This window comes from Variovorax sp. Soil_C_12, from assembly GCF_057657375.1.
Genome location: NZ_JBDGIO010000004.1, coordinates 117,414 through 141,686, shown reverse-complemented (window position 1 = coordinate 141,686; position 24,273 = coordinate 117,414). Strand labels below are relative to the sequence as shown.

The 24,273-nt window shown below is 68.1% G+C and carries 20 protein-coding genes; 8 read left to right on the top strand and 12 right to left on the bottom strand.

All coding sequences use genetic code 11. The annotated features are described in order from the left end of the window. Position 1: 1 nt before the first annotated feature. On the bottom strand, positions 2-1,414 hold the full coding sequence (mpl, locus tag AC3A6X_RS12950; protein ID WP_487842553.1) for a UDP-N-acetylmuramate:L-alanyl-gamma-D-glutamyl-meso-diaminopimelate ligase: 1,413 nt from the start codon (positions 1,412-1,414) through the stop codon (positions 2-4). Between the two features lie 66 nt (positions 1,415-1,480). On the opposite strand from mpl, the gene AC3A6X_RS12945 reads away from it, so the two are divergent. The 7 genes from AC3A6X_RS12945 (at position 1,481) to AC3A6X_RS12915 (ending at position 7,877) form a co-directional block, all read left to right on the top strand. Next, complete coding sequence (locus tag AC3A6X_RS12945; RefSeq protein WP_309970980.1) at positions 1,481-2,074, top strand: hypothetical protein; 594 nt, start codon at positions 1,481-1,483, stop codon at positions 2,072-2,074. Positions 2,075-2,121: 47 nt separating this feature from the next. Continuing rightward, entirely contained in the window at positions 2,122-2,601 is a 480-nt protein-coding gene (locus AC3A6X_RS12940; protein WP_487842552.1) for a TlpA family protein disulfide reductase, read from the top strand. Positions 2,602-2,733: 132 nt separating this feature from the next. Then, a complete protein-coding gene (gene accB / locus AC3A6X_RS12935; RefSeq protein ID WP_487842551.1) occupies positions 2,734-3,204 on the top strand; it encodes an acetyl-CoA carboxylase biotin carboxyl carrier protein in 471 nt (156 codons plus the stop codon). 120 nt (positions 3,205-3,324) lie between these two features. Next, positions 3,325-4,674 carry an acetyl-CoA carboxylase biotin carboxylase subunit gene (accC, locus tag AC3A6X_RS12930; protein WP_106554926.1) on the top strand — a complete coding sequence of 450 codons (1,350 nt, stop codon included), beginning with the start codon at positions 3,325-3,327 and terminating at the stop codon, positions 4,672-4,674. A gap of 13 nt (positions 4,675-4,687) precedes the next feature. Then, complete coding sequence (prmA, locus tag AC3A6X_RS12925) at positions 4,688-5,572, top strand: 50S ribosomal protein L11 methyltransferase (RefSeq protein ID WP_309970992.1); 885 nt, start codon at positions 4,688-4,690, stop codon at positions 5,570-5,572. Positions 5,573-5,615: 43 nt separating this feature from the next. After that, positions 5,616-6,929, top strand: coding sequence for a DUF3426 domain-containing protein (locus AC3A6X_RS12920; protein ID WP_487842550.1), 1,314 nt, complete (start codon positions 5,616-5,618; stop codon positions 6,927-6,929). Between the two features lie 45 nt (positions 6,930-6,974). Next, on the top strand, positions 6,975-7,877 hold the full coding sequence (locus AC3A6X_RS12915; protein ID WP_487842549.1) for a carbohydrate kinase family protein: 903 nt from the start codon (positions 6,975-6,977) through the stop codon (positions 7,875-7,877). Positions 7,878-7,947: 70 nt separating this feature from the next. Here AC3A6X_RS12915 and AC3A6X_RS12910 read toward each other — a convergent pair whose 3' ends face one another. From AC3A6X_RS12910 to AC3A6X_RS12875, 8 genes are all read right to left on the bottom strand, one after another. Then, positions 7,948-8,424 carry a histone H1-like DNA-binding protein gene (locus AC3A6X_RS12910; RefSeq protein ID WP_102905180.1) on the bottom strand — a complete coding sequence of 159 codons (477 nt, stop codon included), beginning with the start codon at positions 8,422-8,424 and terminating at the stop codon, positions 7,948-7,950. Positions 8,425-8,619: 195 nt separating this feature from the next. Continuing rightward, entirely contained in the window at positions 8,620-9,849 is a 1,230-nt protein-coding gene (locus tag AC3A6X_RS12905) for a ribonucleotide-diphosphate reductase subunit beta (RefSeq protein ID WP_487842548.1), read from the bottom strand. 150 nt (positions 9,850-9,999) lie between these two features. Next, entirely contained in the window at positions 10,000-12,921 is a 2,922-nt protein-coding gene (locus AC3A6X_RS12900) for a ribonucleoside-diphosphate reductase subunit alpha (protein WP_487842547.1), read from the bottom strand. Positions 12,922-13,271: 350 nt separating this feature from the next. Further along, positions 13,272-13,853, bottom strand: a complete 582-nt coding sequence (gene ampD / locus AC3A6X_RS12895) for a 1,6-anhydro-N-acetylmuramyl-L-alanine amidase AmpD (protein ID WP_487842546.1) — start codon at positions 13,851-13,853, stop codon at positions 13,272-13,274. A gap of 99 nt (positions 13,854-13,952) precedes the next feature. Next, positions 13,953-15,470: a sigma-54-dependent transcriptional regulator gene (locus tag AC3A6X_RS12890; RefSeq protein ID WP_487842545.1), complete on the bottom strand. Its 1,518-nt coding sequence runs from the start codon at positions 15,468-15,470 to the stop codon at positions 13,953-13,955. Positions 15,471-15,474: 4 nt separating this feature from the next. After that, positions 15,475-17,169, bottom strand: coding sequence for a sensor histidine kinase (locus AC3A6X_RS12885; protein WP_487842544.1), 1,695 nt, complete (start codon positions 17,167-17,169; stop codon positions 15,475-15,477). Positions 17,170-17,183: 14 nt separating this feature from the next. Next, a complete protein-coding gene (locus AC3A6X_RS12880) occupies positions 17,184-17,432 on the bottom strand; it encodes a PP0621 family protein (RefSeq protein ID WP_487842543.1) in 249 nt (82 codons plus the stop codon). Then, the gene (locus tag AC3A6X_RS12875; protein ID WP_106554916.1) at positions 17,429-18,235 is read right to left on the bottom strand and encodes a cytochrome C assembly family protein; all 807 of its coding nucleotides are present in this window, start codon (positions 18,233-18,235) and stop codon (positions 17,429-17,431) included. The genes AC3A6X_RS12880 and AC3A6X_RS12875 overlap by 4 nt, the downstream gene beginning before the upstream one ends. Positions 18,236-18,323: 88 nt before the next feature. Here AC3A6X_RS12875 and ffh point away from each other — a divergent pair, with 88 nt between their 5' ends. After that, positions 18,324-19,709, top strand: a complete 1,386-nt coding sequence (gene ffh / locus AC3A6X_RS12870; RefSeq protein WP_487842542.1) for a signal recognition particle protein — start codon at positions 18,324-18,326, stop codon at positions 19,707-19,709. A gap of 80 nt (positions 19,710-19,789) precedes the next feature. Here ffh and mdoH read toward each other — a convergent pair whose 3' ends face one another. The 3 genes from mdoH to AC3A6X_RS12855 all read right to left on the bottom strand — a co-directional run bounded on the left by mdoH (position 19,790) and on the right by AC3A6X_RS12855 (position 24,221). Continuing rightward, the gene (mdoH, locus tag AC3A6X_RS12865; RefSeq protein ID WP_487842541.1) at positions 19,790-21,784 is read right to left on the bottom strand and encodes a glucans biosynthesis glucosyltransferase MdoH; all 1,995 of its coding nucleotides are present in this window, start codon (positions 21,782-21,784) and stop codon (positions 19,790-19,792) included. A gap of 392 nt (positions 21,785-22,176) precedes the next feature. Next, a complete protein-coding gene (locus tag AC3A6X_RS12860; protein WP_487842540.1) occupies positions 22,177-23,601 on the bottom strand; it encodes a sigma 54-interacting transcriptional regulator in 1,425 nt (474 codons plus the stop codon). Next, positions 23,598-24,221 (bottom strand): hypothetical protein, encoded by a 624-nt coding sequence (locus tag AC3A6X_RS12855; RefSeq protein WP_487842539.1) that lies wholly within the window; start codon positions 24,219-24,221, stop codon positions 23,598-23,600. The genes AC3A6X_RS12860 and AC3A6X_RS12855 overlap by 4 nt, the downstream gene beginning before the upstream one ends. Positions 24,222-24,273 lie beyond the last annotated feature (52 nt).

Sequence of the window (24,273 nt, the reverse complement as noted above, 5' to 3'; positions counted from 1 at the left end):
CTCATTCTGCCGCGCCTGTCGCGCGCAGGGCTGAAAGAAGCTTCTCGTGCACGCCGCCGAAGCCGCCGTTGCTCATGCAGACGATGTGGTCGCCGGGCTGCGCGGCGGCCACGATCTGCGCCACCAGCGGCTCGATCGCGCCGGCCACTCGTGCGCGTTCGCCCATCGGCGCGAGCGCTGCCGCCGCGTCCCAGTCCAGCCCGCCGCTGTGGCAGAAGGCGAGGTCGGCCTGCTCCAGGCTCCAGGGCAACTGGGCCGCCATGGTGCCCAGCTTCATGGTGTTGCTGCGCGGCTCGAAGGTGGCCAGGATGCGCTCGCCCCGATGGCCGCCGGCGTCGAGCTTGTTGCGCAGGCCATCGAGCGTGGTGCGGATGGCGGTCGGGTGGTGTGCGAAATCGTCGTAGACGGTGATCGGCCTGCCGGCCCGCTCGACCGTGCCGCGCACTTCCATGCGCCGGCGCACGTTGCGAAAGCCTGCCAGCGCCGCCGCCGCCTCGGCCGGCGCCACGCCCACATGCTCGGCCGCGGCGATGGCGGCCAGGGCATTCATCTGATTGTGCAGCCCGGACAGCGGCCATTCGACCCGGCCGACGGCCTCGCCTTGCCGCAGCACGTCGAAGGCGTCGTGCGTCCCCTGCGCCTGCCATTCGCCGCCGGTACCGAAGCGGGCCAGCTCGCTCCAGCAGCCCTGGCTCAGCACGCGTCGCAGGCTGTCCTCGGTCGCATTGACGACCACCCGGCCGCTGGCCGGGACCGTGCGCACCAGGTGGTGGAACTGCCGCTCGATCGCCGCCAGGTCGTCGAAGATGTCGGCGTGGTCGTATTCCAGGTTGTTGAGGATCGCGGTGCGCGGACGGTAGTGGACGAACTTGCTGCGTTTGTCGAAGAAGGCGGTGTCGTACTCGTCGGCCTCGATCACGAAGAGCTTCTGCGCGCCGCTTCCCAGCCGGGCCGAGACGCCGAAGTCCAGCGGCACCCCGCCCACCAGGAAGCCCGGCGAGCGGCCGGCGCGCTCGAGGATCCAGGCCAGCATGGAGGTGGTGGTGGTCTTGCCGTGGGTGCCGGCCACGGCCAGCACATGCCGGCCCTGCAGCACCTGCTCGGCCAGCCACTGGGGGCCGCTGGTGTAGGGGACGCCGGCGTCGAGGATCGCTTCCATCAGCGGGAACTTGGGCGCGCCATCGGCGAGCCGGACCCGCGACACCACGTTGCCGATGACGAAGACGTCGGGCTGCAGTGCCATCTGGTCGGCGCCGAAGCCTTCGATCAGTTCGATGCCGAGGGCGCGCAACTGGTCGCTCATCGGCGGGTAGACGCCGGCATCGCAGCCGGTGACCCGGTGCCCGGCCTCGCGCGCCAGTGCGGCCAGCCCGCCCATGAAGGTGCCGCAGATGCCGAGGATGTGAATGTGCATCGGTCGATTCTAGGGATGCCCGAGATCGCTCTTCTGCGCACGCCTTCCTTTGGGCAAAATGGGCCGATGGATGTGCCCAAACAGGAAATCGCCGCCGCCGCCGCGCGCCTCATCGTCGAGGAGGGGCTGGAGTACGGCCCGGCCAAGCGCCGCGCGCTGCGCGACCTGGGCCTCCCCGCGCGCACGCCGCTTCCCCACAACGACGAAGTCGAAAACGAGGTGCGGGACTACATCCAGCTCTATTGCGCCGACACCCAGCCGAAGGAACTGCATGCCCTGCGCGTGCTGGCGCTCGAATGGATGGAGCACATGGCCGAGTACCGCCCCCATATCGGCGGCGCCGTCTGGCACGGCACGGCGACCCGGCTGTCGGACATCTATATCCAGCTGTTCTGCGACGACCCGAAGTCGGCCGAAATCACGCTCATCGACCACCATGTCGACTACGAGCCGCGCATGGTGACCGGCTTCCATGGCGAGCAGGTCGAGGCGCTCAGCATTCATGTGGCGAGCCGTGCCCTTGGCGAAGAGATCGGGGTGCACCTCCTGATCTACGACCTCGACGACCTGCGTGGCGCCCTCAAGCCCGACACCCAGGGCCGTGTGCCGCGGGGCAATCTGGCCGCGCTGAGGCGGCTGATCGAAAAGGAAAACGGATGACAGCCAAGCCTACGCGCCGTGGCTGGCTCTATGGAGGCGTGGCCGCGGTGGCGGCGATCGCCGGACTCGGTGGCGCGGTCTGGCACCGGCGCGCCAATGGAGGCGGCGAGCGGCTCGATGCCGCTTTCTGGGCCCAGCGCTTCGAGCGGCCGGAGGGCGGGGAGCTGCTCTTCGAGCAACTTCGCGGCAAGCGCGTGCTGATCAACTTCTGGGCCACCTGGTGTCCGCCCTGCATCGAGGAGATGCCGATGATCGATGCCTTCTTCCGCGAAAATGCCGCCAACGGATGGCAAGTCGTGGGATTGGCCATCGATCAACCCAGCGCCGTGCGCAAATTCCTGGCCAAGACGCCGGTGAGCTATCCCATCGGGCTGGCAGGCTTGCAAGGGACCGAACTGGTCAAAAACCTCGGGAACACGGCCGGCGGGCTGCCGTTCAGCATCGTGTTGGACGCCGGTGGCACGATCGCGACGCGTAAAATGGGCAAGATCGAACCGGCCGACCTCCAAGCGTGGCGGCGGGCATAGTTCACGGCTAGAATTCGGTCCCTTTGTCGGGTAGTTGACGGCTGAACGCCGAAGTACACCGAAGTACACAGAAATACACCGATTTTCAGGCCAAATAAATCCTCATAGCCGGCAACCCGGCGTTGGAGTCCCATGGATCTGCGCAAGCTCAAGACACTGATCGATCTGGTGTCCGAATCGAATATTTCCGAACTGGAAATCACCGAAACCGAAGGCAAGGTCCGCATCGTAAAAGGCGGGATCGCAGCGCCCGTCCAGTACGTGCAGGCCATGCCGGCCCCGGCTCCTGGTGTCGGTGTCGCGGCACCCGCGGGCGCCATCGCCGCGGCGCCGGCTACGGCCGCAGCTCCCGCGCAGGCCGCGCCAACCGGCCACGTAGTGAAGTCGCCCATGGTCGGCACCTTCTACCGCTCTTCCAGCCCCGGCGCTCCGGCCTTCGTCGAAGTGGGCAGCCAGGTCAAGGAGGGCGACACGATCTGCATCATCGAGGCAATGAAGATCCTCAACGAAATCGAGGCCGACAAGTCCGGCACCGTCACACAAATCCTCGGCGAAAACGGTCAGGCGGTCGAATATGGCCAGCCGCTGTTCATCATCGAGTGACCATGTTCAAGAAGATTCTCGCTGCCCAGCGCGGGGTTCGCGCCTGGGCGCGGACGGGCGAAGCCCGGCAAATTGCACTGGTGCGCGCCAGCGCACGGGCGATGAGCCGCGGAGGGCGCAATGTTTAAGAAGATTCTGGTCGCCAACCGCGGCGAAATCGCACTTCGTATCCAGCGGGCCTGCAGCGAACTGGGCATCAAGGCCGTCATGGTCTATTCCGAGGCCGATCGGGAAGCCAAGTACGTGAAGCTGGCCGAAGAGGCGGTGTGCATCGGCCCGGCGCCGTCGTCCCAGAGCTACCTGAACATGCCGGCGATCATCTCGGCCGCCGAAGTGACGGACTCCGAGGCCATCCATCCCGGCTACGGCTTCCTGAGCGAAAACGCCAACTTCGCCGAGCGCGTCGAGCAGAGCGGCTTCCAGTTCATCGGCCCCAGCCCCGAGTCGATCCGCATCATGGGCGACAAGGTGTCGGCCAAGCAGGCCATGATCAAGGCCGGCGTGCCCTGCGTGCCCGGCTCGGAGGGCGAGCTGTCCGACGACGCCGCCATCAACAAGCGCATCGCGCGCGCCATCGGCTACCCGGTCATCATCAAGGCGGCAGGCGGTGGCGGCGGCCGCGGCATGCGCGTGGTGCACACCGAGGCAGCGCTGGTCAACGCGATCCAGATGACCAAGGCGGAGGCCGCGGCAGCCTTCAACAATCCCTCGGTCTACATGGAGAAGTTTCTCCAGAACCCGCGCCACATCGAGATCCAGGTGCTGGCCGACAAGCACAAGAACGCGGTCTACCTGGGCGAGCGCGACTGCTCCATGCAGCGGCGCCACCAGAAGGTGATCGAGGAATCGCCCGCGCCGGGCATTCCGCGCAAGCTGATCGAGAAGATCGGCGAGCGCTGCGCCATGGCCTGCAAGAAGATCGGCTACCGCGGCGCCGGCACCTTCGAGTTTCTCTACGAGAACGGCGAGTTCTACTTCATCGAGATGAACACGCGCGTGCAGGTGGAGCACCCGGTCACCGAGTTCACCACCGGCATCGACATCGTGAAGACGCAGATCATGGTGGCGGCCGGCGAGCGGCTGCCGTTCACGCAGCGCCAGATCGAGATGCGCGGCCATGCGATCGAGTGCCGCATCAACGCCGAGGATCCGTACAAGTTCACGCCGTCGCCGGGCCGCATCACGATGTGGCATCCGCCGGGCGGGCCGGGCGTGCGGGTGGATTCCCACATCTACACCAACTACTTCGTGCCGCCCAACTACGACTCGATGGTCGGCAAGATCATCGTGCACGGCGACACCCGCGAGCAAGCGCTCGCGCGCATGCGCACGGCGCTGAGCGAGACGGTGGTGGAGGGCATCCAGACCAACATCCCGCTGCATCGCGAGCTGATGGTCGACGCCAAGTTCATGAGCGGCGGCACCAACATCCACTACCTCGAAGAGTGGCTCGCGGCCCACAAGCGCTGAACGGGGCCGCCCCATGTTCGAACTCCGCCTGCTCGTTCCGGAGGACCGCGTCGAGACCGTCAGCGACGCGCTCGAGGCTCTCGATGCGCTGAGCGTCTCGGTCGAGGACGCCGACGCCCAGACCGACGCCGAGCAGGCGCTCTTCGGCGAGCCGGGCATGCCGCCGCCGAAAGAGGGCTGGCAGCGCTCCCGCGTAATTGCCCTGTTCGCCGACGAGGCGCAGGCGCGCGAGGCAGCGACGGTTTTGGCGGCGCAGGACTTCTTCGACGGCTGCCAACTGCTGGGCCTGGTCGACGTGCCCGAGCAGGACTGGGTGCGCCTCACCCAATCGCAGTTCGCGCCGGTCGAGATCACGCCGGAGTTCTGGATCGTGCCCACCTGGCATGAGCCCCCGGCCGGGGCGCGACAGGTGATTCGGCTGGATCCGGGCCTGGCCTTCGGCACCGGCACGCATCCGACCACGCGCATGTGCCTGCGCTGGATCGCGTCGCGCGCGGAGACGGCCGGCAAGCGTGTGCTGGACTACGGCTGCGGCTCCGGCATCCTGGCGATCGGCGCGGCCAAGTTCGGCGCCGCGGAGATCGATGCCGTCGACATCGACGAAGCCGCGGTCGACGCGACCCGCCTCAACGCCGAGGCCAATCGTGTGCAGCTGAAGGCCGGGCTGAGCGAACTCGCCCAGGGCCGCTACGACATCGTGCTGGCGAACATCCTCGCCACCCCGCTCAAGGTGCTGGCACCCCTGTTGTGCGAGCACGTGGCGCCCGGCGGCTCGCTGGTGCTCGCCGGCATCCTCGAGCGCCAGGCCGATGAGCTGAAGCTGGCCTATGCGCCCTATGCGGCGCTCGAAGTCAGCGACAGCGAGGATGGCTGGATCCTCATGACCGCGCGGGTCTAGACCCTCCTCCTGCCGGAGGTCGCAACCCTACAATCGGCGCCTCATGAGCCTGGTCACCCGCTGCCCCGCCTGCGGCACCACCTTCAAGGTGGTGAGGGACCAGCTTCGCATCTCCGATGGCTGGGTGCGCTGCGGGCGCTGCAGCGAAGTCTTCGACGCGACCCTTGCGCTGCAGGAGACGTCCGATCCGGCGCCGGAGTCCAGGGCTCCCGCACCGCCCATCGAGACGCCAGCGAGCGCGCCGTCGCCCACCATGCCCGAGCAGGAAGAGGTCGCACCGCCTTCGGAAGACTCGGGGCACGACGTGGATGAGACGGACTTCCTCGACGACGAGCACGAGACCGAGCCGCCGCCAGCCGAACCGCAGATCGCCGAGCCACCGGTCGCCGAGCCGCTGCCACCCGAAGCGCCCAGGAAACCCGAAGCGCGGGCGAAGTCCGATCCGCTGCCCTTCGCCGGCGTCGTCACCGACGAGCCCTGGCCCGAGGCTCCGGCATCGATGGTCGAGGCGGATCCGCATGTGGTGCCGCCGTACCCTTCCTTGCCGCCCTTCCCGAACATCGACCTGAGTCTGCCGGCCTCGCCGCCCATTGGTCGCGAGGCCCGGCGAGCGGAGCCGGCACGGCTCGAAGCGAAGTCCGCACCGGCGACCATGGCCGAAGACGACGCTGCCAACGTGCAGCTGCAGAAAGCCCTGCGGCGCGCGCGTGCCAAGTCCGCCAAGATCGCCCGAGCCAAGGCCCGCGGCGAAGAGCGTGCCGCGCGCGAATCGGCTCCCGTCGTGCTCGCGCCCAGCGAGCACGAACCCGCGCCCGACATCCCGCGGCGCCTGCCCCGCTTCGTTGCTCCCGCCGAGGGCGCCGCATTCTGGGAGCGCATCGGCGTGCGGCGTGCGCTGGTCGGGGTGGCCGCGCTGGCTGCGGTCCTCCTGGTCATGCAGGTGCTGCACCAGGAGCGCGACCTGATCGCGGCGCGCCAGCCCTCGATGCGCCCGGTGCTCGCGGCCGTGTGCGGGCTGACGGGCTGCGAGCTCTCGGCCCTGCGGCAGATCGGCGACATCACGATCGACGGCGCCTCCTTCGCACGCGAGAAGGTCGGCGACGCCTACAGGCTGAACTTCACCTTGCGCAATGCCGCGCCCGTGCCGCTCGCCATGCCTGCCGTCGAGCTGTCCCTGCTGGACACGCAGGAGCGCGCCGTGGTGCGGCGCGTGCTCATGCCGTCGGAGTTTGGCGCGCCCTCCGTGCTGCCGGCCCGTGCCGAGCGCACGGCATCGCTGCCGTTGGCGCTCGGCGGTCCCGAGGCCGCGGCGCTGCCGCCGGTCGCGGGCTTTCATCTGCTGGCCTTCTATCCCTGAAGCCGGCGCCTCATTTTCTTTCTCAACCCAACCAGTGGTTCATTCATGGCAGCAGTGATTTGCGGTTCTCTCGCGTTCGACACGATCATGACTTTCGAGGGCCGGTTCGCCGATCAGATCCTCCCTGATCAGCTGCACATCCTCAACGTGTCCTTTCTGGTCCCCGGCCTGCGGCGCGATTTCGGGGGCTGTGCCGGCAACATCGCCTACAGCCTCAACGCGCTGGGCGGCCGGGCGCTGCCGATGGCCACGGTCGGCAGCGACGGCGGCGACTACCTGGAGCGGCTGCGCTCGCTCGGCATCAGCACGGAATTCGTGCAGCAGGTCGACGACAGCTTCACCGCGCAGGCGATGATCATGAACGACCGCGACAACAACCAGATCACGGCCTTCCACCCCGGCGCGATGCAGCAGGCGCACATCACGCGCGTGGCGGCGCGCGACGACATCCGGCTCGGCATCGTGGCGCCCGACGGGCGCGAGGCGATGCTGCAGCACGCCGAGCAGTTCAAGGCGGCGAACATCCCCTTCGTCTTCGATCCCGGCCAGGGCCTGCCGATGTTCGACGGCGAGGAGCTGCGGCATTTCGTGGAGCTGGCGAGCTGGGTCGTCGTCAACGACTACGAGGGCAAGATGCTCTCGCAGCGCACGGGCTGGAGCTTCGCCGAGATCTCCGAGCGCGTGCAGGGCCTGGTCATCACCCTCGCGGCCGAGGGCTGCGAGGTGTGGACCCGGGGCGAGCGCGAGCATGTGCTGGCCGTCAAGCCCACCGCGGTGATCGAGCCCACGGGCTGCGGCGACGCCTGGCGCGGTGCGCTGCTGTACGGGCTGGAGCAGGGCTGGACGCTCGCGCGCTGTGCCGCCCTGGGCAACCGCCTCGGTGCGCTCAAGATCGCACAGCGGGGCCCGCAGAACTACCAGGTGGATCGCCAGGCGCTCGGCCTCTGAACCCCGGTCTGCAATAAAAAAAGCCCGGCACCGAAGTGCCGGGCTTTTGCCTTCAAGGCTGCTGAGCGACTCAGGGCTTGCTGGCCGTCGGGAACGGCCAGGCTGCCTGGGGGTTCAGCGTCGTTTGCGCTGCAGGCGCAGGCGCAGCAGCGGCGGGCGCTTTCGCGGCCTTCTTGGCAGCAGGCTTCTTCGCTGCTTTCTTGGCGGCAGGCTTCTTGGCCGCGGCCTTTTTCGCCGGCGCCTTTTTCGCAGGAGCCTTCTTGGCAGCGGCCTTCTTCGCCGGCGCCTTCTTGGCCGCTGCCTTCTTGGCAGGAGCCTTCTTCGCTGCGGCCTTCTTCGCCGGCGCCTTCTTGGCCGCTACCTTCTTGGCAGGAGCCTTCTTCGCTGCGGCCTTCTTCGCCGGCGCCTTCTTGGCCGCTACCTTCTTGGCAGGAGCCTTCTTCGCTGCGACCTTCTTGGCCGGTGCCTTCTTGGCAGCAGCGACCTTCTTGGCCGGAGCCTTCTTTGCTGCGGCTTTCTTAGCCGGCGCTTTCTTTGCAGTTGCCATTTCTCTTTTCTCCTTGATCAAGTTGAAAAAATCAACCTTTTGAAGCACTCCACGCATGTTGGTAGCGTGAAGCGATTCATGGCGTTGGATCGAGCTCCAGCGCCATGAACACCTGCGCCTTCACCGCCGCCGCACTCTCCGGTGCCTGGTCGTGATGAGGGCTATTCTTGAATTCACTTTTCTTGTCGGAACAATTCAATCCCAGGAGAGCGCACCACCCGACTGATACTCGATCACGCGGGTCTCGAAGAAGTTGCGCTCCTTCTTCAGGTCAATCATTTCGCTCATCCAGGGGAAGGGATTTTCTTCGTTCGGGAAGAGCGTTTCCAGGCCGATCTGCTGCGCGCGCCGGTTGGCGATGTAGCGCAGGTAGCCCTTGAACATGGAGGCGTTCATGCCGAGCACGCCGCGGGGCATGGTGTCTTCGGCATAGCGGTACTCGAGCTCGACGGCCTTCAGGAAGAGGGCCTTGATCTCCGCCTTGAACTCCGCGGTCCAGAGGTGGGGATTCTCGAGCTTCAGCTGGTTGATCAGGTCGATGCCGAAGTTGCAGTGCATCGACTCGTCGCGCAGGATGTATTGGTACTGCTCGGCAGCACCGGTCATCTTGTTCTGGCGGCCGAGCGCGAGGATCTGCGTGAAGCCGACGTAGAAGAACAGGCCCTCCATCAGGCAGGCGAAGACGATCAGCGACTTGAGCAGCGTCTGGTCGTTCTCGTGCGTGCCGGTGTGGAAGTTCGGGTCGCTGATGGCGTCGATGAAGGGGATCAGGAACTGGTCCTTCTCGCGGATCGACGGCACCTCGTTGTAGGCGTTGAAGATCTCGCTCTCGTCCAGGCCCAGCGACTCGACGATGTACTGGTAGGCGTGCGTGTGGATCGCTTCCTCGAAAGCCTGGCGCAGCAGGAACTGGCGGCATTCGGGCGCCGTGATGTGGCGGTAGGTGCCCAGCACGATGTTGTTGGCGGCCAGCGAATCGGCCGTCACGAAGAAGCCGAGGTTGCGCTTGACGATGCGGCGCTCGTCCTCGGTCAGGCCGTTCGGGTCTTTCCAGAGCGCGATGTCGCGCGTCATGTTCACTTCCTGCGGCATCCAGTGGTTGGCGCAGGTGGCGAGGTACTTTTCCCAGGCCCACTTGTACTTGAACGGCACCAGCTGGTTGACGTCGGTCTGGCCGTTGATGATGCGCTTGTCGGCGGCCTTGACGCGGCGTGCGGCCGGCATTGCGGGCGCGGCCTGCTGTGCAGCGCGCGGCACAGCGCCGTCATCGAGCGTGCGGGGAACCGAAGCGAGGGCGGGCGCTGTTTGCGAAGTCGGATGCTCCAGCGAGCGGCTGGCTTGCGCGTCGCTGATCGATGGTTGCCGCATGCCTTGTTGCAGATCCTTTGGCAAGGAGGGCTTGACTTCTTCGTCCCAGGTCAACATAGAAAAATCCAATGCTCAAATTATGTGAGCAACGATGTGAGTTGCAAAGTGCTCTTCACATCGTGGCTCCATTTATGTTGTCGTTATGTTGTTCGCGTGCATCGCCATTTGTCGGGCGATGCCGCGAATCGATGCGTCTTCACGCCGACATCACTGGCACGCTTCGCACGTCGGATCGTCGACGCCGCAGAAGGCGATGTCGGTCGCGGGCATCGCGCCGAGCTGCGCCCGCGCAGCCGCCGCAGCTGCTTCGAGCGCGCTCATGCCCGACGAAGGCGCATCGTTCGAACCCGAGGACACCGCGTTGAGGCGGCCCGATTGCACCGTCGACTTCTCGGCGTGCGTGGCGCTCTGCGTGCGCAGGTAGTAGGTGGTCTTCAGGCCGCGCAGCCATGCGAGCTTGTAGGTGTCGTCGAGCTTCTTGCCAGACGCGCCGGCCATGTAGATGTTCAGCGACTGCGCCTGGTCGATCCACTTCTGGCGACGCGCGGCGGCCTCGACCAGCCAGGTGGTCTCGATCTCGAAGGCGGTCGCGTAGAGCGCCTTCACGTCCTGCGGCACGCGGTCGATCGGGCGCAGCGAGCCGTCGAAGTGCTTGAGGTCCATCACCATCACGTCGTCCCACAGGCCCAGGCGCTTGAGGTCGCGCACCAGGTAGTGGTTGATGACGGTGAACTCGCCGGAGAGGTTCGACTTGACCGAGAGGTTGCCGAAGCAGGGCTCGATCGAGGCGTCCACGCCGATGATGTTCGAGATGGTGGCGGTCGGCGCGATGGCCACGCAGTTGGAATTGCGCATGCCGTCGGCCTTGATCTTCTGGCGCAGCGCGTCCCAGTCCAGCGTGGCCGAGCGGTCCAGCTCGACGTAGCCGCCGCGCGCCTTCTCGAGCAGCTCCAGCGTGTCGGGCGGCAGCACGCCCTTGTCCCACAGCGAGCCCTTGTAGCTCGAGTAGCGGCCGCGCTCGCGGGCCAGTTCGGTCGAGGCCCAGTAGGCGTGGTAGCAGATCGCTTCCATCGACTCGTCGGCGAACTGCACGGCCTCTTGCGAGGCGTAGGGGATGCGCAGCTCGTACAGGGCGTCCTGAAAGCCCATCAGGCCCAGGCCGACCGGGCGGTGGCGCAGGTTGGAGTCGCGCGCCTTCTTGACCGCGTAGTAGTTGATGTCGATCACGTTGTCGAGCATGCGCATCGCGGTCGACACGGTGCGTTGCAGCTTCTCCTGGTCGACCTTGCCGTCCTTCAGGTGCTGCAGCAGGTTGACCGAGCCCAGGTTGCAGACGGCGGTCTCGGTGTCGCTGGTGTTGAGCGTGATCTCGGTGCAGAGGTTGGACGAGTGGACCACGCCGACGTGCTGCTGGGGCGAGCGCACGTTGCAGGCATCCTTGAAGGTGATCCAGGGATGGCCGGTCTCGAACAGCATCGTGAGCATCTTGCGCCAGAGATCGGTGGCCTGGAGCGTGCGGCTGGGCTTGATCTCGCCGCGCGCGGCTTTCTCTTCATAGGCGACGTAGGCGGTTTCGAAGTCGGCGCCGAACTTGTCGTGCAGGTCCGGCACGCTGGAAGGCGAGAACAGCGTCCAGCTGCCCTTTTCCATCACGCGGCGCATGAACAGGTCGGGAATCCAGTTGGCCGTGTTCATGTCGTGCGTGCGGCGGCGGTCGTCGCCGGTGTTCTTGCGCAGCTCCAGGAACTCCTCGATGTCGAGGTGCCAGCTTTCCAGGTAGGTGCAGACCGCGCCCTTGCGCTTGCCGCCCTGGTTGACCGCGACCGCGGTGTCGTTCACCACCTTGAGGAAGGGCACCACGCCCTGCGACTCGCCGTTGGTGCCCTTGATGTGGCTGCCCAGCGCGCGCACGCGGGTCCAGTCGTTGCCCAGGCCGCCGGCGAACTTGGAGAGCAGGGCGTTTTCCTTGATCGACTCGTAGATGCCGTCCAGGTCGTCGGGCACGGTGGTCAGGTAGCAGCTGGAGAGCTGCGAGCGCAGCGTGCCGCTGTTGAACAGCGTGGGCGTGCTGGACATGAAGTCGAAGGAGGACAGCACCTCGTAGAACTCGATGGCGCGCGCCTCGCGGTCGATCTCGTTCAGCGCCAGGCCCATGGCCACGCGCATGAAGAAGGCCTGCGGCAGCTCGATGCGGGTCTTGCGCACGTGCAGGAAGTAGCGGTCGTACAGGGTCTGCAGGCCGAGGTAGTCGAACTGCAGGTCGCGCTCGGGCTTGAGCGCGGCGCCCAGGCGGGCCAGGTCGTACTGCTGCAGCTTCTCGTCGAGCAGTTCGTTGTCCACGCCCTTCTTGATGAACAGCGGGAAGCTGTCGGCGTAGGCCTGGGCGCGCTCAGCGGCCGGCACTTCGCGGCCGATGACTTCCTTGAAGATCGTGTGCAGCAGCAGGCGCGCCGTGGCGAAGGTGTAGTCCGGGTCCTTCTCGATCAGCGTGCGGGCGGCCAGGATCGAGGCCTTGTAGACCTCGTCAAGCGGCACGCCGTCGTAGAGGTTGCGCATGGTCTCGGCCTCGATCGGGCCGGCCGTGATGCTCTCGCCCAGGCCGGCGCAGGCGGATTCGATCAGGCCCTTGAGCTCGTTGAGGTCCAGAGCGACGCGCTCGCCGCGGTCGAGCACGTGCAGCGTGGAGACGGCGACCGGGGCTTCAAGCTCGCCCTGCTTGGAGCGCTCCTGCGAGCGGCGCTCGCGGTACAGCACGTAGGCGCGCGCGATCTCGTGGTGGCCGCCGCGCATCAGGCCCAGCTCGACCTGGTCCTGCACGTCCTCGATGTGGAAGGTGCCGCCGCCCGGACGCGAGCGCAGCATGGCGCGCACCACGCCCTGGGTCAGCGTGTCGACCGTCTCGCGCACGCTGGCGGAGGCCGCGCCCTGGGTGCCATGCACCGCGAGGAAGGCCTTCATCATCGCGATCGCGATCTTGTTGGGCTCGAAGGGAACGACGGCGCCGTTGCGGCGGATGATCTGGTAGTTGGCAAGCGCGTTGCCGGCGTGCGAGCCGGCCTTGTCGCTGGGGTGTTGCGGCGTCGAGGTTACGGCGCGGGAGGTGGCGGGATGGTTCAGGGCAGTTTGCATTCGATCCTCTGTTGGCAATTCTTGTTGGGGCGGCGGTGCCGCGTCTGGCCGGTTGCTTGGCATGAAGCACAGGGCCAGGGCACACTATATCTGGGGTCCAAGGGGGGTTCAACCCACTAGATATAGTGTTTTCCTTGTAGTTCAACGGTATCCATCCTCTGTGGACACCTTGCCATCGGCGGGTTTGCGGCGTCGTTACTGAGCCACCTTAGCGGGCGCCGCTGTTCATGCGCCTTGCGCGCGTTTTTGGGCCTGAAAGGCGCATGGTTGCTGCGCGGACCGAAAGCAAAAGCGGCGATGGCTCGGCCGTGGCGCCGGCGCATCAGTGCCGCAGCGACCATTGAAAAAAATCAGCGGGCAACAGTTGTGTCCGGGAACATCGCGGGCGCCCATGCCAGCTGCCGCTGCAGCAGAGGCCAGTCGAAGCCGCTGCCGGGATCGGCCTTGCGGCCCGGTGCGATGTGCTCGTGGCCGGCGACGAAGGCGATCGCATAGCGCTGCGCGATGGCTGGGCAGAGACTGGCCAGGGTTTCGTATTGCGCAAGCTCGAAATGCGCACCCTCCAGGCCTTCGAGCTCGATGCCGATCGAATCGTCGTTGCAGTTGGTGCGGCCGCGCCAGGACGATGGCCCGGCATGCCAGGCGCGGTCGTCGCAGCTCACGAACTGCCAGAGCTCGCCGTTGCGGCGCACATAGAAATGGGCCGAGACCTCGAGGCCGCGGATGCTGCCGAAGTAGGGATGCGCGTCCCAGTCCAGCTGGTTCATGAAGAGCTGCTGCACCTCGTCGCCGCCATAGCGGCCCGGCGGCAGGCTGATGGAGTGCAGCACGATCAGGTCGATCTGCGCACCGGCAGGCCGCGGTCCGAAGTTCGGCGAGCGCAGCGGCCGGGCGAAGCGGTACCAGCCGTCCTGCCAGAGGCCCGTGCTCATGGGGCAACCTTCGCGCTACGCGCTGCGGTGCGAGCGCCTTCGGGCGGCCGGGCGGTGCTCATGGAAGCACCTGCGGGCGCCCGGGCGGCGCTCGTGTCCTCAGTCGTCGGGTCCGTTGCCATGGCTGTCGTCGCCGCCCGGCGTCGCGATGCCCAGGCGCGCGATGCGATAGCGGATCTGCCGCAGGCTCAGGCCCAGCCGCGCCGCGGCGGCGGTGCGGTTGAAGCCGCTTTCCTGCAGCGCGCGAACGAGGATCTCGCGCTCCTGCTGGTCCAGGTAGCTTTGCAGATCGCTCGGCACCGCGGCGGCGGGCCTGGCCGCGGGAGGCGCGGGCTGCTGCGGCTCGGCCGGCGCCGGCGTTGCGGTGGCAGGCGGCGCGCCCGCCGGCTCGAGTTGAGCCGCGGGGCTCGAGACATCGATGTGCAGCACGTCGCCATCGCTCAAGGCGACGGCGCGGTGCAGCAGGTTCTCGAGCTCGCGCACGTTGCCGTGCAGCGGATGCTGCGACAGGCGCTGCAGCACCTCGGCCGACAGCGCGGGGATCGGCATGCCGGCGTCGCGCGCAATGCGCGCCAGCAGCGCCTCGCAGAGTGCCGGCAGATCCTCGCGGCGCTCGCGCAGCGCCGGCACCGCGATCTCGATCACGTTCAGTCGATAGAACAGGTCCTGCCGGAAGCGGCCGGCCTGCACCTCGGCCTGCAGGTCCTTGTGCGTGGCGCTCACGATGCGCACGTCGACGGCGTCTTCCTGGGTCGAGCCGATCGGCCGCACGCTGCGCTCCTGGATCGCGCGCAGCAGCTTGGACTGCATCGCCAGCGGCAGGTCGCCGATCTCGTCGAGGAAGAGCGTGCCGCCGCGCGCGGCCTGGAAGTAGCCGTCGCGGTCTTGCGAGGAGCCGGTGTACGAGCCCTTTCTGGCGCCGAAGAACTCGGCCTCGAGCAGGTTCTCGGGAATGGCGCCGCAGTTGACGGCGACGAAGGGGCCGTCGCTGCGCTGGCTGCACGCATGCACCGCACGCGCCGCCAGTTCCTTGCCGGTGCCGGACTCGCCGCGCACCAGCACCGGCGCCATGCCGCGCGCCACCTTGGCGATGCGGGACTTGACCAGGCGCATCGGCTCGGAGCCGCCGACCAGCCGTTCGAGCGCCGCGATACCGGCGTTGCTGGTGGTTGCGGCCAGCTTGCCGCCGCTGTCCTCCGCCTGGCGCACCGGCCGCGCGGGCGCGGCCTGCGCCTGCACCGCCGAGGCCACGACGGTGCGGAACTGCTTCAGGTCCACCGGCTTGGTGAGGTAGTCGAAGGCGCCCGCCTTCAGGGCCTCGACCGCGTTCTCGGCCGAGCCGTAGGCGGTCATCACCACGCAGCGCTCGCTGCGCTGCTCCTGCTGGATGCGCTGCAGGATTTCCATGCCCAGCCCGTCGGGCAGGCGCATGTCGGTGATCACGGCATCGAAGCGGCCCGCGTCCAGATGCTCGCGCGCCTCCGACACGCTGCCGGCCGCCTCGACGCGGTAGCCCTCGCGCAGCAGCGTGAGCTCGTAGAGCGTGCGCAGGTCGGGCTCGTCGTCGACGACCAGGATCTGTGCAGGGCGCTGTGCGGACGGATTGGAGCTGCTCACGGCGCTATTGTGTCAGCCCGCCTTCGCCCGGCATGAAGACGACGGCGAATTCGTTGCCCTCCGGCCCGCCTGCGGCGAGGGTGCGGCGCTCGTAGCCGATGGTCGCGCCGTGGCGTTCGCACAGCTCGCGGCACAGGTAGAGGCCGAGGCCGCTGGAGCGGCTCTCGGAGGAGAAGAAGGGTTCGAACAGATGGCGCTGCACCGCGGGCTCGAGCGGCGCGCCGTCGCTCCACACCTGCAGGCTTGCGCGGCCGGCCGCATTCAGCCGCGTCATCACCTGGATAGAGCCTTCGCGCTCGCCCGCGTAGCGCGCGGCGTTGTCGAGCAGATTCACGAGGATGCGCCGCAGGTGCTCAATGTCGAAGCGCACCACGCGGCCGGGGGCTTCCAGCACCAGCAGCACGCCCTGGCGCTGGGTTTGCCGCACCCATTCCTCGGCCAGCGTGCGCACGGTCGGATCGAGCACCAGCTGCTCGCCCAGCGGCAGCACGCGCTGCTGGCGGGCGCGGGCGACGTCGAGCACGTCGTCGACGATGCGCGCCAGGCGCTGGGCGTTTTGCTGGACCATGTTCGTCAGTCGGCGGTGGGCCGGATCGACCAGGTCCTCGCTCAACAGCGCACTGGCCTGTGTGATCGCGGTCAAGGGGTTGCGGATCTCGTGCGCGACCGCCGCAGACATACGGCCCATGGCCGCCAGCTTCTCGGTGCGGATGCGCGCCTCCAGTTCGCGCAGGTCCTGCAGGAACATCACGCACAGGCTGTCGATGCCGCGCTCGGCGGCGCGCGTGAGGCGCGTGCGCACGCGCACCTCGCGTGGCGCGCCCTGGGCCTGCGCGATCGGGATCTCGCGCGCCTGCGATGTGCGGCGCGCGAAGGTGCTGCGCGCGATCGCTGCCAGCGGCGCCCAGGCGGGGTTCGCGCCCAGCGCGAAGGGCAGCGCGAGCTGCGCCAGGCCCTGCCCGAGGATCGCGTCGGCCGCCGGGTTGGCCGCGTGCACCTGGCCCTGGGCGTCGACCACCAGCACGCCCTCGCTGAGCGTTTCGATCACCAGGTCGTTCACCAGGGCATGCATCTGCGCCGCGCCGCGGTTGCTCTGCGCCAGCGCCTCCTCGCGCATCAGCCGCCGCGCCAGCTCGTGCGCCAGCAGCGCCACCACGAACAGGCCGGTGCCGGTCAGCGCCGCCTGCACGAAGCGCGCCGAGGGCTCGGCCTGCTGCTGCAGCCAGTACCAGCCGGCATGCGCCAGCAGCAGCAGCGTGACGATGGCGGTGGTGCCCAGCCCGACGGTGCCGGTGCCCAGTACCGCCCCCATCAACACCGGCAAGGCGAACAGCGGCGTGTAGTTGATGCTGCCCACCTGCAGCAGCTGAAGCGTGCTGAAGACCACCAGGTCGACGCCGATGGTGGATAGCCAGGCCGTGCCGAAGCGCCGCACCGGCGGCTGAAAGCGCGAGTAGCGCGCGGTCAGCACGGTGACGACCAGGTAGCTGCCCGTCAGCGCCACCACGATAGGCTGCGGGGCTTGCCCGAGCGCGAAGACGATGGCCTGCAGCAGCAGCAGCACAACGGCGATGAAGCAGCGCGCGGTCATGAAGCCGCGCCACAGGCGCAGCAGGGCCGAGCTTTCGCGGCCGGCCGCCCGGTCGAGCGGCGTCCAGTCGGTCCCGGGCTCGGCACGCGACCAGAGGAAGGTGCTCATCGGCGACGGCTCACTCAGTGTGTGGCGGCCTGGCGGTGCGCCGTACTGCAGTAGGCCGCACCGTCCGTGCCGCGCACCGCGTCCGCGGCTGGCAAGTGCAGTCCGCAATGCGCACAGCGCAGCATGGCTTGCGGCGGCGCGATGGCGCCCGGTGCGGGCGGGGGTGACGGCGGCGGCGTGCGCGACTGCAGCTCTTCGCGCCGGGCCTTGCGCCAGAGCCAGACCGCCACCAGGATGACCGCGAGGACCAGCAGGTATTTCATGTCACGCGCCCCAGCACCACCTCCAGCACGAAGCGCGAGCCCACATAGGCCAGCAGCAACAGGGCCGCGCCGGCATAGAGCACGCGCCGTGCGGTGCGGCCGCGCCAGCCGAAGCGCGCGCGCCCGATGAGCAGCACCGCGAAGCTGATCCACGCCAGCACCGAGAACACCGTCTTGTGGTCCCATTTCCAGCTGCGTGCGCTGGCACCGTACAACTGCTCGCTGAACAGCAGGCCCGCAAGAAGGGTGGCCGACAGCAGCACGAAGCCGGCGGTCACGAAGCGGAAGGTCAGGCGCTCCATGGTGAGCAGAGGCACGCCGGCCTGCGGCTCGGCCGCCAGCCGGATCTGCTTCTCGGCGCGGGTCATGATCCAGGCGTGGATCACCGCCGCGCCGAACAGGCCGTAGGAGGCAATGCCGAGCGCCAGGTGCAGCGGCAGCCAGGGTGATGCCGATACATGCAGCGGCGTGCCCGGAAAGACCAGCGCCAGCAGCACGGCCGCCGCGCCCAGGCCCGCGAGCATGCGTCGCACCTTGAGCTGCGGATACAGGCGGCTCTCGATGGCGTAGACCGTCATCACCAGCCACGCGGTGACGGACAGGGCGGGCGCGAAGCCGAAGCGCGGATCGCCCCCGGCCAGCGACCAGGCGAGTACGCACGCGTGCAGCACCCAGGCCAGACCCAGCATCCATTGCGTGGAAGGCCTCCCGAGCCAGGAGGCCGCCGCAGCGGTCGCGGCGTAAGCGGCGGCGGTGGCGATGCCCAGCGCCACGCCGAGTGGGGAGGGGATCGCTAAAATCATCGGTCGGAGTTTAGCGTCTCGCTCTTGCGTGATCCTTCGCGAAGGCGCCCCTACTCCCCACCTACCGGTCCCGCCCGCGGGAAGCACCATGGCCAGCGCCCTCACCGAAAAATTCTCACGCCTCGTCAAGCAGGTCAGCGGCCAGGCCCGCATTACCGAAAGCAATGTGCAGGACATGCTGCGCGAGGTCCGCATGGCGCTGCTCGAGGCCGACGTCGCCCTGCCCGTCGTGCGCGACTTCGTCGCCCGCGTCAAGGACAAGGCCATGGGCCAGGAAGTGCTGGGCTCGCTCAAGCCCGGCCAGGCGCTGGTGGGCATCGTCAACCGCGAGCTCGCCACCACCATGGGCGAGGGCGTGGCTGACATCAACCTGGTGGCCCAGCCGCCCGCCGTGATCCTGATGGCTGGCCTTCAGGGCGCCGGCAAGACCACCACCACCGCCAAGCTCGCCAAGCATCTCATCGAGAAGCGCAAGAAAAAAGTGCTCACCGTCTCGGGCGACGTCTACCGGCCGGCGGCCATCGAGCAGCTCAAGACCGTCACGAAGCAGGCCGGCGCCGAGTGGTTCCCAAGCACGCCGGAGCAGAAGCCGCTGGACATCGCCCGCGCCGCGCTCGATCACGCCAAGCGCCATTTCTTCGACGTGCTGCTGGTCGACACCGCCGGCCGCCTCGCGATCGACGAGGTGCTGATGAACGAGATCCAGCAGCTGCACGCGGCGCTGAACCCGGTCGAGACCCTGTTTGTGGTCGACGCGATGCAGGGCCAGGACGCGATCAACACCGCCAAGGCCTTCAAGGAAGCGCTGCCGCTCACCGGCATCATCCTCACCAAGACCGACGGAGATTCGCGCGGCGGCGCGGCGCTGTCCGTGCGGCAAGTCACGGGCGTGCCGATCAAGTTCGCCGGCGTCAGCGAGAAGATCGATGGCCTGGAGGTGTTCGATGCCGAGCGCCATGCCGGCCGCATCCTCGGCATGGGCGACATCGTCGCGCTGGTCGAGCAGGTCACGGCCGGTGTCGATGTGGCGGCGGCGCAGAAGCTGGCGGCCAAGGTCAAGAGCGGCGCCGGCTTCGACCTCAACGACTTCCTCGGTCAGCTGCAGCAGATGAAGCAGATGGGCGGGCTCTCCAGCATCATGGACAAGCTGCCGACGCACCTGGCCGCCAAGGCCACCGACGCCGACATGACCCGCGCCGAGCGCGACATCCGGCGCAAGGAGGGCATCATCAACAGCATGACGCCACTGGAGCGGCGCAAGCCGGAGCTGCTCAAGGCGACGCGCAAGCGGCGCATCGCGGCCGGCGCTGGCGTGCAGGTTCAGGAGGTGAACCGGCTGCTCAATGAGTTCGAGCAGATGCAGCAGATGATGAAGAAGATGAAGGGCGGCGGCCTGATGAAGATGATGAAGCGCATGGGCGGCATGAAGGGCCTGCCAGGCATGGGTGGAGGCGGCGGCATGCCGCGCTTCTGACTTCTGTCTCTCCCCCGGAAGGGGAGGGAGCAAAGAAAAAGCCCGCTCATCGAGCGGGCTTTTTCATGGGTGGCGAACCGTCAGGCGCGTGCCAGGCGCACCGCGTGCATCCAGGCCCGACGCAGCACCGCCGGCGAACGCGATTCCTCCGGAATCACCAGGAAACCACGATCGCGCATCGCATTGCCCAGCGCGATCTGGCTGGTCAGCACGGTCAGCGGGATCGCCAGCAGCAGCGGCAGACCCACCGGCATCAGCCAGGCCAGCGCACCGGCATCGATCAGCGCGATGCCCACCGCCAGCGCGGCGATCACCAGCGTCATCGGCGCCAGCTGGGTGAAGGCGATGCGCCACGGCACGGCAGCGGCTTCCCGCGGCGGCGACTTCCAGTCCAGCTTGATGCCGGTGAGCGCCACCACCACGAACAGCGAGTGGGCCAGCATGCGCACCGGGGCCTGCACGATGGCCAGCGCGCTTTCCAGCGCGGCGCTCTTGAGCAGGCCGCCGACACCGCCGTACTGGCGCTGCTCGCGGCGCATCACCACGGCTGCGATGCCCAGGATGCGCGGCAGGAACAGGAGGCACAGCGTCCACAGCCACAGGCCGGCCAGCTCCATCGGCATCACCAGCCAGTGCGCCATCACGCTCGAGCCGGTAAGCCACAGGGCGGTGCCCAGCGTCAGGAAGGCCAGCCACAGCGGCGCAGAGGCGTAGGCCATGGTGCCGGTCATGAACATCGCGCGGTGCACCGGGTGCAGGCCGGGCTCGGCCATCAGGCGGGCGTTCTGCAGGTTGCCCTGGCACCAGCGGCGGTCGCGCTGCAGCTCGGCCAGCAGGTCCGGCGGCTGTTGCTCGTAGCTGCCCACCAGGTCGGCGACCAGCCACACCTGGTAGCCGGCGCGGCGCATCAGTGCGGCCTCGACGAAGTCGTGCGACATGATGCCGCCCGACATGCCGCCGGTGCCCTTGATCGGCGCCAGCGCGCAGTGCTCCATGAAGGGCTCGACGCGGATGATCGCGTTGTGGCCCCAGTAGTGCGACTCGCCGAGCTGCCAGAACTGCATGCCCAGCGTGAACAGGCGGCCCGTCACGCGCGAGGCGAACTGCTGGGCGCGGGCGTGCAGCGTGACGTGGCCGATGGCCTGCGTCGCAGTCTGGATGATGCCGGCCGACGGGTTGGCTTCCATCAGCTTGACCATCGAGGTCAGGCAGTCGCCGCTCATCACGCTGTCGGCGTCGAGCACCACCATGTAGCGGTAGTCCTTGCCCCAGCGGCGGCAGAAGTCGGCCACGTTGCCGGCCTTACGGTGGGTGCGGCGCTTGCGCAGGCGGTAGTAGACCTCGACCTGCGGCTGGTTCGGGCTGTCGGCCAGCGCGACGCGCAGGTCTTCCCAGGCGGCGCGTTCGGCGGCGGCGACCTCGGGCGTGTAGCTGTCGGACAGCACGAAGACGTCGAACTGCCTCGCATGGCCGGTCGCCGCCACCGATTCGCAGGTGGCGCGCAGGCCGGCGAACACCGTGGCCACGTCCTCGTTGCAGATCGGCATGATGATCGCCGTGCGCGCTTCCGGGTTCATCGGATGGTCGGCCACTTGCTTGGCCGACAGCGCGTGCTTGTCGCCGCGCACCGAGACATAGAAGCCCATCAGCGCGGTCACGAAGCCGGTCACCACCCAGCCTGAGAGCAGGCCGTAGAGGGCGATCTGGCTGTATTCGAGCCAGAGGCTCTCGTAGTCGGGCTGCACCCCCGCGAACAGCGCGGATGCGATCACCGTGCTGACCACGGTGAGCGCCAGAAAGGCCATGCGCCGCTGCTGGGCCGCGCGCTGCCAGGCCTGGGTGGCCTGCGGTGCGCGCGACGCGCGGGCCGCTGCCTTGCCGCCGGCGCCGAGCTTGACGAGCAGCGCCGTGCCTATGCTGTTCCAGAAGCCGCGCCAGGGGCGGGGCGTCATCGAGCCGCGGTTGATGGGCGGCGCGGTGACCGAGTTGGGGTGGCGTTCTTCACGCAGCATGCTGCGGCGGGAAAAATCCGCTTCGGTGAGAACGTTGAGCTGGGAGAAATCGTTGGGCTTCATATGCGACTCACCCCCGTTGCTTGTCGACGGAAGGCGTGTCGCCGATTGCCGGAAAGCGCTTGAAGACGCAGTCCGGTGCCGCACCGCCGGATTGGCCCAGGCCGGCGGGCGGATGACCCGCGGCACGGGACCGCGAGAGGGAAAACTGCTTTTGACGCAGGCCGTCGCGCTGCGGACGCAGTGCGAAAGATGGGCTGGTAAGTGCTGTCATGCCCTTCTAAGGGCAAACCCCGTGCCAGCCTGGAAAAACTCTTTCAGATCAACCGCTTAGCGCGATTCGGCAGCGCTGGGACCGGCTTTTGAGGTCTAAAGACCTCCAAAACCCCCGAATTTGTCGCCGAATCCCGACAAGGCTAGTGAAGGGGAAGTGAATTCCCAATGAAATCAAGCACTTAGGGTCGTCGCTCTTCGGCGACAGCATCGCCGCCCGGCGACACGGCATCGGATTTGAAGTGCCCGGCGGTGAGCCCGTTCTTCTGCAGCAGGCGATAGAACTCGGTGCGGTTGCGGTCTGCCAGGCGTGCCGCGTCGGCCACGTTGCCGTCGGTCAGCTTGAGCAGGCCGACCAGGTATTCGCGCTCGAAGCGCTGCTTGGCCTCGGCATAGGTCTGGACCTCGACGCTGGGCGAGCGCAGCGCCCGCTGCACCAGCGCCAGCGGGATCAGCGGCGAGCTCGACAGGGCGCAGACCTGCTCGACCACGTTGAACAGCTGGCGCACGTTGCCCGGCCAGGGCGCCATGGTCAGCGCCTTCAGCGCCTCCGGGGCGAAGCCCGACAGCCGCTTGCCGTACTTGCTCGAGAGCCGGTTCAGGAAATGGTTGGCCAGGAGCGGAATGTCCTCGCGCCGCGCCGACAGGGGCGGCAGCTGGAGTGTCACGACGTTGAGACGGTAGTAGAGGTCCTCGCGGAACTGCCCGGCCTCCATCGCGGCATCGAGGTCGCGGTGGGTGGCGGAGATGATCCGCACATCGACCTCGATCGATTGCGTCGAGCCGACCGGCCGCACGGCGTGCTCCTGCAGCACCCGCAGCAGCTTGACCTGCAGGGCCGGGGGCATGTCGCCGATCTCGTCGAGCAGCAGGGTGCCGCCGTCGGCCTGCTGGAACAGGCCCTTGTGATTGGCGACCGCGTCGGTGAAGGCGCCCTTCATATGCCCGAACAGCTCGGACTCCAGCAGCGCCTCCGGAATGGCCCCGCAGTTGACTGCCACGAAGGGCTTGTCGGCGCGTGCGCTGGCGCGATGGATGGCGCGGGCCAGCAGTTCCTTGCCGGCGCCGCTGTCGCCGCGCAGCAGCACGCTGGCGTCCGACTTGGCCACCATCCGGGCCTCGGCCAGCAGCTCGGCCATGCGGTTGCTGCGGCTCACGATCTCCGAGCGCCAGCTCTCGTCGCCGACCTTGCCGCCGCTGGGCGCGGGCGCGCCCAGCGCCAGGGCCTGCGCGATCTTGTCGAGCAGCTCGCGTGCGTCGTAGGGCTTGGTGAGGTAGGTGAAGACACCGCGCGCGGTGGCCTCGACCGCGTCGGGAATGGTGCCGTGCGCCGTCAGCAGGATCACCGGCAGCGTGGGATGGCGCTTGCGAACCTCGTCGAAGAGCTGCAGGCCGTCGCGCCCGGGCAGGCGCACGTCGCTCAGCACCAGCTGGGGATGCTCGATCTCGAGCTGCGTCAGCGCCGATTCGGCCGAGGTCACGGCCGTCACCTGGTAGCCGGCCGCCGTGAGCCGCATCGACAGCAGCCGCAGCATGTCGGCGTCGTCGTCCACCACCAGCAGGCGGGCGCCGGGCGGGTCTTTCGCGGAGCCAGGGGTGGTGTTCATGGTGCAGCCTTGGGTGCCGCCGGCGCGACGGGCGGCGGGTTGTTGGGACGCGAGAAGCTGCGCTCGATCGCCCGCAGCGCCTCGATCCGGTCGGTCAGCTGGTCGATGCGGCGCTGGCTGTCGCGCAGCTGCTGCGCCTGGCGGTCGCGATCGTCCTCGACGCGGCGCTGCTCCTGGTAGCGTGCGGCCAGCAGCCGGGCCAGTGGATGCAGGGCCTGGGCCTCGTTCGCCGGGTTGGCGATCACACGCTGCAGCAGGCCGAGCGCGCGCGCGAGATCGGCCGGCGAGCGGGTCTGCGCCAGCAGCATCGCCAGCTGCATCTGCACCAAGGGCTGCTCGCCCGGCTCGCCCAGGCGCGAAATCTCGTTGGCGAGCTCGTTGCCGCCCAATGGCCGCACCTTGTCGGCGTACACGAGCAGGGCGGCCACCGGGCCTTGCGTGAGCTGCGTGAAGATCAGCGCCGGCTGCGTGGCCGGCGCCATCGGCTCGGCTTCGACGGGCTGCACCGGCGGCGGGGGCGGCGGTGGGGGTGGTGGCGGCTGCACGGCGACGGCTTCGGCCGGCGGCTTGGACGGCGCGGCGCATGCGGCGAGCAGCAGCGGCATGACGACCACGGTCATGGCGAATGCGGATCTGCGAGCGATCGAACTGAAGAACATGAGGTCGGAGAAA